This is a genomic window from Geofilum rhodophaeum (assembly GCF_002210225.1).
GTDB lineage: Bacteria > Bacteroidota > Bacteroidia > Bacteroidales > Marinilabiliaceae > Geofilum > Geofilum rhodophaeum.
The window spans coordinates 77,472-88,730 of record NZ_MWUJ01000015.1 but is presented as its reverse complement, the minus strand read 5'-3'; the positions used below and the strand labels follow the sequence as shown (position 1 = coordinate 88,730).

Annotated in this window: 13 protein-coding genes; 8 read left to right on the top strand and 5 right to left on the bottom strand. The window is 49.1% G+C overall.

The annotated features are described in order from the left end of the window. Positions 1 to 30: 30 nt before the first annotated feature. A complete protein-coding gene (locus B4W65_RS13115; protein ID WP_088655624.1) occupies positions 31 to 1,194 on the bottom strand; it encodes an IS4 family transposase in 1,164 nt (387 codons plus the stop codon). 212 nt (positions 1,195 to 1,406) lie between these two features. On the opposite strand from B4W65_RS13115, the gene B4W65_RS13110 reads away from it, so the two are divergent. Both B4W65_RS13110 and B4W65_RS13105 read left to right on the top strand, forming a co-directional pair. Then, a complete protein-coding gene (locus B4W65_RS13110) occupies positions 1,407 to 1,958 on the top strand; it encodes a hypothetical protein (protein ID WP_088655620.1) in 552 nt (183 codons plus the stop codon). A gap of 160 nt (positions 1,959 to 2,118) precedes the next feature. Further along, the gene (locus B4W65_RS13105) at positions 2,119 to 3,462 is read left to right on the top strand and encodes a glucose-6-phosphate isomerase (protein WP_088655623.1); all 1,344 of its coding nucleotides are present in this window, start codon (positions 2,119 to 2,121) and stop codon (positions 3,460 to 3,462) included. An 86-nt stretch (positions 3,463 to 3,548) separates the two neighbouring features. Here B4W65_RS13105 and B4W65_RS13100 read toward each other — a convergent pair whose 3' ends face one another. Beyond that, positions 3,549 to 3,941 (bottom strand): DUF2752 domain-containing protein, encoded by a 393-nt coding sequence (locus tag B4W65_RS13100; protein WP_088655619.1) that lies wholly within the window; start codon positions 3,939 to 3,941, stop codon positions 3,549 to 3,551. Next, entirely contained in the window at positions 3,931 to 4,269 is a 339-nt protein-coding gene (locus tag B4W65_RS13095) for a TM2 domain-containing protein (protein WP_088655618.1), read from the bottom strand. The genes B4W65_RS13100 and B4W65_RS13095 overlap by 11 nt, the downstream gene beginning before the upstream one ends. A 99-nt stretch (positions 4,270 to 4,368) precedes the next feature. Here B4W65_RS13095 and dnaG point away from each other — a divergent pair, with 99 nt between their 5' ends. From dnaG to B4W65_RS13075, 4 genes are all read left to right on the top strand, one after another. Next, the gene (gene dnaG, locus B4W65_RS13090; RefSeq protein ID WP_088655617.1) at positions 4,369 to 6,351 is read left to right on the top strand and encodes a DNA primase; all 1,983 of its coding nucleotides are present in this window, start codon (positions 4,369 to 4,371) and stop codon (positions 6,349 to 6,351) included. Between the two features lie 15 nt (positions 6,352 to 6,366). Then, complete coding sequence (locus tag B4W65_RS13085) at positions 6,367 to 6,852, top strand: pyridoxamine 5'-phosphate oxidase family protein (RefSeq protein ID WP_088655616.1); 486 nt, start codon at positions 6,367 to 6,369, stop codon at positions 6,850 to 6,852. Positions 6,853 to 6,879: 27 nt separating this feature from the next. After that, on the top strand, positions 6,880 to 8,112 hold the full coding sequence (locus tag B4W65_RS13080) for a nucleoside recognition domain-containing protein (protein WP_088655615.1): 1,233 nt from the start codon (positions 6,880 to 6,882) through the stop codon (positions 8,110 to 8,112). A gap of 77 nt (positions 8,113 to 8,189) precedes the next feature. Beyond that, complete coding sequence (locus tag B4W65_RS13075) at positions 8,190 to 8,432, top strand: SHOCT domain-containing protein (RefSeq protein ID WP_088655614.1); 243 nt, start codon at positions 8,190 to 8,192, stop codon at positions 8,430 to 8,432. 6 nt (positions 8,433 to 8,438) lie between these two features. On the opposite strand, the gene B4W65_RS13070 is transcribed toward B4W65_RS13075, so the two are convergent. Continuing rightward, the gene (locus B4W65_RS13070; RefSeq protein WP_240509575.1) at positions 8,439 to 9,341 is read right to left on the bottom strand and encodes an AraC family transcriptional regulator; all 903 of its coding nucleotides are present in this window, start codon (positions 9,339 to 9,341) and stop codon (positions 8,439 to 8,441) included. A 322-nt stretch (positions 9,342 to 9,663) separates the two neighbouring features. Here B4W65_RS13070 and B4W65_RS13065 point away from each other — a divergent pair, with 322 nt between their 5' ends. Both B4W65_RS13065 and rimM read left to right on the top strand, forming a co-directional pair. Further along, positions 9,664 to 10,221, top strand: a complete 558-nt coding sequence (locus B4W65_RS13065) for a 30S ribosomal protein S16 (protein ID WP_088655612.1) — start codon at positions 9,664 to 9,666, stop codon at positions 10,219 to 10,221. Positions 10,222 to 10,298: 77 nt separating this feature from the next. After that, positions 10,299 to 10,832: a ribosome maturation factor RimM gene (rimM, locus tag B4W65_RS13060; RefSeq protein ID WP_088655611.1), complete on the top strand. Its 534-nt coding sequence runs from the start codon at positions 10,299 to 10,301 to the stop codon at positions 10,830 to 10,832. Here rimM and B4W65_RS13055 read toward each other — a convergent pair. After that, a complete protein-coding gene (locus B4W65_RS13055) occupies positions 10,810 to 11,253 on the bottom strand; it encodes an acyl-CoA thioesterase (RefSeq protein ID WP_088655610.1) in 444 nt (147 codons plus the stop codon). The two genes, rimM and B4W65_RS13055, sit on opposite strands and share 23 nt — an antisense overlap. Positions 11,254 to 11,259: the final 6 nt, after the last annotated feature.

Genomic DNA, 11,259 nt, shown 5'->3' with positions numbered 1-11,259 from the left:
CACTAGTGTCCCATTAAAATTGGGACGGTATTAAAAATCAAACAAATTTGGCTCACTAAGCCTAAAACGTTCTTTGTCATTTTGAAATTTAGTTCTCTCAAATAGGTCTCGAAGATGAGTTTTATCTGTTAAAGAAATACTCAGTATCTGCAAAACCTCATATGTACTTCTGTCAAGTTGCATGTCTTTTTGGACGATTGCCACCAAGCAATAAGTGCACATCGCGGCGTAGATTTGAATTCGAACAGCATTTTCAGTAGTTCCCCAGAATTTCTTGACTTTTAGATGTTGCTTTAGCCACTTGAAGAAAAGCTCGACTTGCCAGCGGTTCTTGTAAAGGTCAGCAACTTGAAGTGCAGAAATGTGCATCGCATTGGTTAAGAATACAAGCTCACGCTTTTGTTCTTCATCCCAATATCTGACCAATCTAAGATGTTCTGGATAGTATTGTTTAGGATAAAAACCTGTCAATTCAATTGTTACGTCTGAAAGTACGTTCTTGGGCAATCTTCGTTTCCATTTTATCATCTTGCATTGTAGATTCTTTTTGGCTCTTAAAACATAGAAAGCTCCTATCTGATGAATCTTAAACAACATTTTGAAGTGATTATATGCACGGTCAAATATGTAATATAAGCCTGATTCATAAGGGATTTCTTTCATTGCAGTAGAGTCGTGAACAGAAGCTTCCGTGATATGGAAAAATGCTGGTATCTGTGTCTCCACATCATATAATGTATGCACTTTGATTCCGCCTTTTTTCTTACGAAACTTCGCCCACCAGAATACGGAAAGGCACAAGTCAATCGTCGTTGAATCAAAAGCATAGACATTGCCTTCAATTTTGAAGATGTCAGCAACTCGTTTCTGTCTGGCTTCGTTTACCAGATAGTAAGCATACTCTTCAAAGATGTGATAGTCTCTGTCTTGATTGGCTCTGGCCAGAGATGATTTTGATATATTCTTGCCCAAGCCCAGATGATAAGATTTGGAGTGATGAGCATCAAGTGCGACAATCAAATCTCTAAGACTTTCACGATTTGACAATTGCCCGAACATCAAAGAAAGCAATTGATTCCAACAAGTGAAATGCTTCACGTATTTGTCTCCATTGTATTTGGCAACAATACGATTGAATTTGCTTCGATTTAGAAACGAGACCAGTTGAGCGAAAACGTATTTGTCTTGATACATATGCATTCAGATTTATCTGATGCAAAACTAAAAATTCAAGTCCGTTCGCTCTAAAAACCTCTGTAATTAACTAAATTTCAAATATTTCAAAGAACTTTTTTAGATTTTAATGGGACAGTAATGTTCCAATACAAATTATAAACCTACAGCTATTCAGTCCATCTTTGCGGGAGCAGAAAAACACTGTCAATAGAACCTTAAACACAAAAACTATGAATTACAGAAAATTGATTTTTGCCCTTTTGCTAATTACCTGTTCAAACATAGCGGGTCAGGTTATAAGCATTGAAGAGGTTAAGGGTATAGACTCTACTTTTATCAAGGAAGAATCCAAGCATTCCTTTCATATAAGAAATAAAAACAATGCATTGCGGTTTGTAGATTCGTACTTTATTGAATACGCTCAACTAGGGGGGCAGCTTCCGGAGATTGCTATAAGCAACAAGGGAGAGTTGGATGTATATGTTCGAGTGTTTATTGCTCCCTTTTTTAAGATGGCTGATAGGGAATTTAGTCTGAATGAGATGTTTTCAATTGATATTTATGCAGACCAGAATGGCAATATTAAAGAATTAGAAATCAATTACCCCAAAGATGTCGATATTCCCATTGCACGTATAGAGCAATTCGAAAATGCCATTCGCACCAGTAATCTCAGGTTGGTTTTTGACAAAACACACAAAGCCTTCGCAATATCCCCATGGATTGGGCGCAGTTTTAGGTACAACTCTAACACCATTAAAGAAATGGCAAATAATCATTAAACAAAAAACAATACGATTTTAATACCAGACAGAATAAAATCTCTGAAGCCTGAGGAATATCCGGGAGGCCAATCTACGTTACAAAAACTATTCTTATTCCTCCCACCTTTCAGATAAATTGTATCTTTGGGCTTACAAACTTCAAACTCACAACATCACCATGCAAAAAATAAGCATTGACTTCAGCAAAACCAAAGGCTTCATCGCCGATGGCGCTGTTCAGCAAATCGAAAAAGAAGTATTGACCGCGCAGCAAAAGCTGCACGACAAAAGCGGTGCAGGCAACGACTTTCTGGGCTGGCTCAACCTGCCCTCTTCCATTACAGCCGAACACCTCAAAGAGGTAAAAGCCACCGCCGAGCGACTCAGCAAGCAGTCCGAGGTAGTAGTAGTAGTAGGTATCGGCGGCAGCTACCTGGGCGCCCGCGCCGTTATCGACGCCCTGTCCAACTCCTTCGACTTTTTGCAAAGCGAGCGCAAAGCACCCGTAGTGGTGTATGCGGGACAAAACATTGGAGAGGACTATACCGCCGAGCTGCTCGACCTTTTGAGCAATAAGGACTTTTCGGTAGTCGTTATTTCCAAGTCGGGCACTACCACCGAGCCGGCCATCGCCTTCCGCCTGCTTAAAGAACTGCTCGAAAAGAAATACCCCGCCGCCGAAGTCAAAGACCGCATTGTAGCCATCACCGATGCCAGCAAAGGCGCCCTGCGCACCCTGGCCGACCGTGAAGGCTATCAGACTTATGTGATTCCCGACGATGTGGGTGGTCGCTATTCGGTACTTACCCCGGTGGGCCTTTTGCCCATTGCCATTGCCGGTCTCGACATTGAGCAGCTGGTAAAAGGCGCCGTGGATATGGAAACCGCCACCGCTCCCGGCGTGGCCTACGACCAAAATCCCTCGACCCTTTACGCCGCCGTGCGCAATTTGCTGTACCAAAAAGGCAAGACCACCGAAATTCTGGTGAACTACCACCCCAAACTGCACTTCCTGGCCGAATGGTGGAAGCAGTTGTACGGCGAGAGCGAAGGCAAGGAAAACAAAGGCATATTCCCCGCAGCCGTTGATTTTACCACCGACCTCCACTCTATGGGACAGTGGATTCAGGAAGGCGAGCGCAATATTTTTGAGACCGTGATATCGGTAGAAGGCGCCAACCGTAAGCTGGAAGTACCCAGCGACAAGGACGACCTCGACGGCCTCAACTACCTGGCTGGCAAGCGCATCGACGAAGTCAACAAAATGGCCGAACTCGGCACCCTCGTGGCCCACGTAGACGGCGGCGTACCCAACATCCGCATTTCCGTGCCCCAGCTCAACGAGTACTACATCGGTCAACTCATTTTCTTCTTTGAGAAGGCCTGCGGCATCAGCGGCTACGTATTGGGCGTGAATCCCTTTGACCAGCCCGGTGTAGAAGCCTACAAAAAGAACATGTTTGCCCTCCTGGGTAAACCCGGCTTCGAAAAAGAAACGGAAGCCCTGCGCAAACGCATCTAAGCAGCGCTTTTACAAGCAACAAAAAATCCGGCCACAGGGCCGGATTTTTTTGTTTTGCACCAAACAGCAACAGCTGTTCAGCAACCTTACAAACCCTTACTCAGGTTCCACCACCAATTGCCCAACATCAAAATCCCCAGGGCCCACAAAAAGGGAGCGGGCCAGGGCCTACGCACAAAGCGCCAGAAAGAAGAGCTCCCTCTGATTAAATCGGTCCCCAGCCAAATCACCACCACCAGGTAGAGCAGACTGTTGAGCAAACCCAGGGGATTCATGTGCAGCGAAGCCCGCCAATCGCCCGCCACCAATAAAAAAGCAGCACGCGTAGTGCCACAGGAGGGACAGGGCTTACCGGTGACTTCCTTAATCCAGCAAAAAGTGAAACGCTCAAAAAGCGAAGGGAAAAATAAAAACACCGCCAAACCTGCAAGCAGACCCAAAAGCAGGCCCAGGTTCAGCCAGCGGGTACTAACGGGCATACATCATAAACTTCTGGAAGTTCTGCTCCTTAGCCACACCCATCACCAAAAACCAATCGATGAGGGTCCATATACCCAATCCCCCACAAGTCACCAACTTAAGCACTCCCAAACCGGTTTGACCCAGCATAAAGCGATCGATACCCAAATAGCCGAGGAAGATTGAAATCACCAAAATGATCACCGGGTTGTGGTAATTCATCGACTGCAACATAATAAATTTATCGTCTGGCAATTTTTCGAGTTGCGAACGCATGCTCATCATGTAAGCATTGGGAAACTTGTCGGTCATGGTAGCCATGAACAAATCCACTTTGTTGGATTCCATAATTAAATAGTGTTTAGGTCAGAAAATAAAGCAAACTTAGCGAAATTCACTAAATTTGTGACCCGCACCATATAAAATATTTCCACAGAAGGCAAAAAGATGATAGACCCAGGTACTGTTGACCGGATAATGGAAGCTGCACAAAGCCAAATCACCGAGGTGATATCGGAATTTGTGAACCTCAAGCGCCGGGGCATCAACTACATTGGCAACTGTCCCTTTCACAACGAAAAAACCCCCTCCTTCATCGTATCGCCCCACAAAGGCATATTCAAATGCTTTGGCTGCGGCAAGGGCGGCAACGCCGTCAACTTTTTAATGGAGCACGAACAAATCAGCTTTGTCGACGCCCTTAAAGTACTCGGTCGCAAATTCCACATCCCCATCGAAGAAAAGGAGCCAACGCCCCAGGAGCTTCAACAGCAAAACGAGCGGGAAAGCATGCTGGTAGTCACCGAATATGCCGCCAAATATTTCAGCCAAATGCTCTACGAGAGCGATGAAGGGCAGTCGGTGGGACTGGCTTACTTTCGGCAGCGGGGCTTTCGCGATGACATCATCAAAAAATTTCAACTGGGCTACTCCCCCGAGCAGCGCGATGCCCTCACCAGGCAGGCCCAACAGCAGGGCTACAAACTGCCCTACCTCGAGAAAACAGGACTCAGCATCGTGCGCGACGATTACAAGGCCGACCGTTTCCGGGGACGCGTCATCTTCCCCATTCACAGTCTCTCCGGCCGCATCATCGCCTTTGGCGGACGCGTACTGCGCACCGATGCCAAAACCGCCAAATACCTGAACTCCCCCGAGTCGGAGATCTACCACAAAAGTCGCATCCTTTACGGCATCTATCAGGCACGGCAGGAAATGGTGCGGCAAGACCGTACCTACCTCGTAGAAGGCTACACCGATGTGCTCTCCTTTCACCAGGCCGGCATTACCAACGTCGTAGCCTCCAGCGGAACCGCGCTGACGGTCGACCAAATCCGGCTGATGGCCCGCTTTTCGCCCAACATCACCATCATATACGACGGCGACGCCGCCGGCATAAAGGCCTCCTTGCGGGGAATCGACCTGGTGCTGGAAGAAGGTATGAATGTAAAAGTACTGCTGCTGCCCGAAGGAGAGGACCCCGACTCCTTTGCCAAAAAACTGGGTGGCGAAAAGCTGCTCGAATACATCAAGGAACACGAAACCGACTTCATCCGCTTCAAGACCTCCATCCTTTTGAAGGACACCGAAGGCGACCCCATTAAAAAAGCCCAGCTCATTCAGGACATCGTCCGCAGCATTGCCGTGATTCCCGACCCCATCGTCCGCTCAGTCTACGTAAAAGAATGCAGCCGCATGATGGAAGTGGACGAGCCCGTGCTCTACACCGAAATCGGCAAAATCAAGAAGAAACAACAAGAGAAAGCACGACCGCGCCCCACCGGCAGCTATGGGGGAGGACCCACCGCCCCGGCCGCCTCCCCGGCAAGCACAGCGGTGCCGGCCGACTCGGCCAGGCCCCTGCCGGAACTGACCGACAATCCCCTCGAAAACGAGGAAAGGGAAGTGCTGCGCTTCCTCTTGAAATACGGCGAGCAGCCCCTGGGCGCGGTAGAGGCAGAAGGCGAGACCCGAGAAATGACCGTGGGCCAGTACATCGTGCATGCCCTGCGCGAAGACGAGCTCGAAAGCCGCAACCCCCTGCACAACGAGATGCTCGAAGCCTATGAAAGTCAACACCAGAAAGCCGGCTTCCAGGCCCAGCGCTTCTTCGTGTCGCACAGCAATCCCGCCATCAGCAGTCTGGCCAGCGACCTCATTGCCCGCGAATACCACCTGAGTCGCATCCACAACAAATACGGCCAAGTGAACAAAGACGAGGACGTACTGCCGGCCCTGGTGCCCCGCGTAGTCACCGAACTCAAGTGGAAAATGGTAAAAATACGCATGGAGGAAGTCCGACAAGCCCTCAAAGAAGCCCAGGACCAGGGCCGCGAAAGCGACCTGCTGGAACTCATGCAGCAGCTGGCCCTGCTGCAACAAGCCTTTAAAATAATTTCGCAACAACACGGCGAACGCACCATCATATAACAAGTTAAGTAAAGCATGAAGACCGTAAGTCATACCGACCAGGCCACCATTGAAGCCATCATTCGCAAATGCGACATCTGTTTTATAGGGGTCGTCACCCCCGAAAACCAGCCCTACGTACTGCCCATGAATTTTGGTTATGAAGAAGGCGTAATCTATTTGCACAGCGCCCCCGAAGGGCGCGTGATACGGGCCCTGGAACAAAAGGCCGACATCTGCGTCACCTTCAGTACCGACCACGCCCTGGCCTTTCAGCATCCCGAAGTAGCCTGCAGCTACCGCATGAAATCGAAGAGTGTAGTCGCCTTTGGCCGGGTGGCTTTTGTGGACGACATGGACGAAAAACGCAAAGCCCTGAACATCATCATGCGGCAATACAGCGACAAGACCTTCAGCTACAGCGACCCGGCCGTGCGCAACGTAAAAATTTGGAAAGTAGCCGTAGACGACATCTCTTGCAAGGAGTTTGGCGCCCCCCACGAAAGATACAAGCCCCAATAAGGGTGGACCGACAAAAACCTCTGTCCCATGGTACTCAACTACATCTGGATCGCCTTTTTTCTCATCGCCTTTGTGGTAGCCCTCTTGCGCCTGCTCTTTTTGCAGGATCTGGAAATCTTTCCGAATTTGGTCAACGCCACCTTCGACTACGCCCGCACCGGCTTTGAAATTTCACTGGGCCTCACCGGTGTACTCACCCTTTGGCTGGGCTTCATGAAAATAGCCGAAAAAGGCGGCATGATTCAATTGATGACCCGCGCCATAGGCCCCTTTTTCAACCGGCTTTTTCCCGATTTGCCCAAGAACCATCCGGCCTACGGCTCCATGATGATGAACCTGGCCGCCAACATGCTGGGGCTCGACAATGCCGCCACCCCCATGGGTTTAAAGGCCATGAAAGAAATGCAGACCGTAAATCCCCATAAGGAGTCGGCCTCCAATCCCCAAATCATGTTTCTGGTGCTCAACACCTCGGGACTCACCATCATCCCCATCTCCATTATGGTGTACCGCGCCCAGTTTGGAGCCGCCAATCCCGCCGACATCTTCCTGCCCATCCTCCTGGCCACCTTCTTCTCCACCCTGGCCGGCGTGCTCACCGTCTCCCTGGTGCAGGGCATCAAACTGTACGACAAAGTCATCCTGAGTTACCTGGGAGGCTTAACAGCAGCAGTCGGCGCCCTCATTTGGGGCCTCTCGCAACTCGAGCGCGATCAGCTGCAGGTCGTCTCCCTGCTCATAGCCAACCTCACCCTCTTCGGCTTCATCACCCTGTTTATCGTACGGGCCATGCTGAAAAAAGTAAATGTTTACGAAGCCTTTGTAGAAGGCGGCAAAGAAGGTTTTGGCATCGCCATAAAAATCATCCCCTACCTCATCGCCATTCTGGTAGCCATTGGCGTATTCCGGGCCTCGGGGGCCATGGACTACCTCATCGACGGGGTAGCCTGGTTCTTCGCCCATCTGGGCGTTGATACCCGTTTTGTAGATGCCCTGCCCACCGCCCTGATGAAACCCCTGAGCGGCAGCGGAGCACGCGGCATGATGATCGATGCCCTGGAGACCTTTGGGGTCGACTCCTTTGCAGGCCGTCTCGCCTCCACCGTACAAGGCGCTACCGACACCACCTTCTACATCATCGCCGTCTATTTTGGTTCGGTGGGCATCCGCAGGACCCGGCATGCCGTGGGGTGTGGACTCATAGCCGATTTTACAGGCATTGTCGCCGCCATCTTACTGGGCTACCTCTTCTTCGCCTAGGGCGCTTCATTGCGTAAAGACTTTACATTCTGCGCGTCTTTGCTTAACTTTAAAGGACAATCCTAAAAAAGAAGACCATGACCAGCGAAGAAAAAAAACAGAGCGATAAAAAAACAAGCACCATCTGGAAACTGGGATGGGGCTGGTATCTGGCGGCGCCCCTGCTGGGCCTCCTTGCACTGGCCGCCGGCAAGGGCGTCAACGACACCCTGGCCGCACCACCCCGTTCGGCCCTCGACATATTAAAAGAGCGCTACGCCAAAGGCGAAATCGACCGTGCCGAATTTGAAGAAAAGAAAAACGACCTGCTTTCGATTTAATGTCGTCTAAAACACATTTTTTGTCCCGTTAAAGTTCATGCGAAACTCGCTGGGCGTGCATTTTTGCTTCTTCTTAAAAGTGCGGTTAAAATTGGAAATATTGTTGAACCCACATTCGTAACAAATTTCCGAAACACTCTTATTGCTTTCAATCAACAGCCGCGTAGCATAACCCAGGCGCATCTCATTCACAAATTCGATAAAAGATTTCCCTGTTCGCTGCTTAATGAGGCGACTGAAAGAGACCACCGACATATTCAGCAAGGCAGCCGCCTCTTCCAGCATAATTTTTTTACTGAAATTGGCACGCACATAGTTGTAAATCTTCTCGATGCGCTCACTGTTGTGAAAATCGTTGCTGTGCTGGAAAGATAAATTCGTGAGCAAACGCTGACCGCGCGAAGTAGCCAGGTCGTACAACAACGACTGAAACTCAATAAAGGAGTCAAAGCCCCGTTTCTGACTCAGCGAAGTCAAACGCCCCTCTATTTGCCGGGCCGTTTCCTTAGAAAAGGAAAGGCCACGCTGGGCATTGTTCAACAAATCCCTGATGGGTTTGAGCATATTCTTAGCGATCAAAGAGTCCCCAAAAATATCTCTTGGAAATTGGATGGTAATTTCGTGCAACAACGCCTTACCGGTATTCCTGAAGTTTTCCCAACCGTGGTAAAGATTGGGCCCCACCATCACCAACTCATAATCATCAATCTCCTCAATCGAATCGCCCACCACCCGTCGCGCCCCGCGCGCATTGGCAATAAAATTAATTTCGTACTCGGGGTGAAAATGAATGGGATAAGTAAACAGGGAGCGCTGGCGGTCAAAGACCAAAAAACAATCGTCCTCATTCAGCGGGGTAATCTCCCGGTGAATCGAATCCCGAACCGGTGTCATCACAACATCTTGCATAGCACAACAGATTAAAAGGCAACAAATTTTAACAAAAATACATAAAATCAGATACAATAGTACAACCACCCTTTAAAAAAAATCATCCAAACAAATCGCAATAAATCGCACAGAACAGCAAACTCAGACCACAACTACAATAATAAACACACATTAATCCTCCAAAACAGCCTTAATAAAAGTAAAAACCGACATTATTGTACCATCGTGCACAAACGGCCCCACCAACAACATTTTCACTAAAAGCTTTTGCAGTAGTGAAAAAGCAGCTATCTTTGCAGTCGCTAAAAAAGTAGGTTGTATTAATTGAAATTTATTTAACATGCCCGTAAAAATTAGATTAACAAGACACGGACGCAAAAGGTATGCTTACTACCACATTGTGGTAGCTGACAGCAGGGCGCCACGAGATGGCAGGTACATTGAAAGGATTGGTTCTTACAATCCCAACACGAATCCTGCTACTATTGACCTTAATGTTGATAAAGCCTTAACATGGCTTGGCCAGGGCGCCCAACCTACCGACACAGCCCGTGCAATTTTGAGCTACAAAGGTGTTATGATGAAGAAGCACCTGCTCGAAGGCGTAAAAAAAGGAGCTTTTGACGAAGCCGAAGCAGAGCGTCGTTTCAACAAGTGGATGGAGGAAAAAGAAGCCAAGATCCAGGAGAAGAAAGACCAGCTGGCGGGACAAAAAGCAATGAGCAAAAAAGAGCGTTTGGAACAAGAAGCAAAAATCAACGCCGAAAGAGCCGAGAAAATTGCCAAGAAAAACGCTGAGCTGGCTGCCGAAGCCGAAGCTGCCAATGCTGAAGCCACTGAAGAGGCTCCAGAAGAAGCCGCTGAAGAAGGTGCAGCAGAAGAACCGCAGGCTGAATAGCAAGGCCCAGTCATTCTTCATAAAATTTAAAAACCCGTCTGGCCAACAGACGGGTTTTTTTATACATTTATGCCGCTATGATCGACAAAGACCAACAAATACATTTGGGCCAGGTGGCCAAACCACACGGCGTGGACGGAGAAGTGCTCATACGCATGCTTGCCCAATGGGAGAACTATGAACCCGCTCCCGACTTTATTTTTCTGGAGCTCCATGGGGGACTGGTCCCCTTTGAAGTAAAAGCCCTGCGCTACCGACACAGCAACGACCTACTGGTACTGCTCGACCGCATCAACGGTCAGGAACAGGCCAGACAGCTGCAAGGCACTGCGGTTTATATCGCAGCGGAAGATTTGGGCGAAGCACCTCAGGAAGAAAAACGCTCCCTGAATCTCCTCACCGGCTTTCAGGTAAGCGAGCAGCGCCGCGGCAGTCTGGGTAAAATTCAAGCCGTGATCGAGATTCAAAACAATCCCCTGATAGAGCTGCTCATCAACGAAAAAGAGGTGCTCATTCCCCTGCAGGAAGACTTCATTGTCCACATCGACTGGAAAAAACGCGAACTCACCATGCAGCTGCCTGAGGGACTCATAGAGCTGTACCTGGAATAAGTCGCCCCTTCTCCATACGGTCAAAATCCCTGCGCCAGTCGTCCGGGATGACCATACCCGACTGGCTGGCCTGGTCGTAGCCCGCCATCACCGAATCACAAGTCGCCGTGGGTTCCGCATCCCCCTCCTTCACCAGCCACTGCAGCATGCGCAGACTCTTCCCGCCCAGGTGATACACCCGCGTGAGCACACGTACCTGATCATCGGGCAGGGTTTGCTTAAAAAAATCGGTTTTAATGGAAACGATCAGCACCACCTTATCGTTCTTCCACAGCTCCCCGCCAAAAGCCTCCCGCAGGTAGTGCACCCGGCCAATATCAAAATATTCCTGAATAATGGTATTGTTCACGTGCCCAAAACCATCCACATCGTTAAAGCGAATTTGAATGGGCGTAGCGTGATAGAACTCTTCCAGAGCCATAAGTAA

Excerpts from the sequence above, each read along its gene's own strand:
- B4W65_RS13085 (WP_088655616.1), top strand. The coding sequence starts at position 6,367 with ATGAAGACCGTAAGTCATACCGACCAGGCCACCATTGAAGCCATCATT.
- B4W65_RS13105 (WP_088655623.1), top strand. The coding sequence starts at position 2,119 with ATGCAAAAAATAAGCATTGACTTCAGCAAAACCAAAGGCTTCATCGCC.
- B4W65_RS13115 (WP_088655624.1), bottom strand. The coding sequence starts at position 1,194 with ATGTATCAAGACAAATACGTTTTCGCTCAACTGGTCTCGTTTCTAAAT.
- B4W65_RS13100 (WP_088655619.1), bottom strand. The coding sequence starts at position 3,941 with ATGCCCGTTAGTACCCGCTGGCTGAACCTGGGCCTGCTTTTGGGTCTG.
- B4W65_RS13095 (WP_088655618.1), bottom strand. The coding sequence starts at position 4,269 with ATGGAATCCAACAAAGTGGATTTGTTCATGGCTACCATGACCGACAAG.
- B4W65_RS13070 (WP_240509575.1), bottom strand. The coding sequence starts at position 9,341 with ATGCAAGATGTTGTGATGACACCGGTTCGGGATTCGATTCACCGGGAG.
- dnaG (WP_088655617.1), top strand. The coding sequence starts at position 4,369 with ATGATAGACCCAGGTACTGTTGACCGGATAATGGAAGCTGCACAAAGC.
- rimM (WP_088655611.1), top strand. The coding sequence starts at position 10,299 with ATGATCGACAAAGACCAACAAATACATTTGGGCCAGGTGGCCAAACCA.
- B4W65_RS13080 (WP_088655615.1), top strand. The coding sequence starts at position 6,880 with ATGGTACTCAACTACATCTGGATCGCCTTTTTTCTCATCGCCTTTGTG.
- B4W65_RS13075 (WP_088655614.1), top strand. The coding sequence starts at position 8,190 with ATGACCAGCGAAGAAAAAAAACAGAGCGATAAAAAAACAAGCACCATC.
- B4W65_RS13055 (WP_088655610.1), bottom strand. The coding sequence starts at position 11,253 with ATGGCTCTGGAAGAGTTCTATCACGCTACGCCCATTCAAATTCGCTTT.
- B4W65_RS13110 (WP_088655620.1), top strand. The coding sequence starts at position 1,407 with ATGAATTACAGAAAATTGATTTTTGCCCTTTTGCTAATTACCTGTTCA.
- B4W65_RS13065 (WP_088655612.1), top strand. The coding sequence starts at position 9,664 with ATGCCCGTAAAAATTAGATTAACAAGACACGGACGCAAAAGGTATGCT.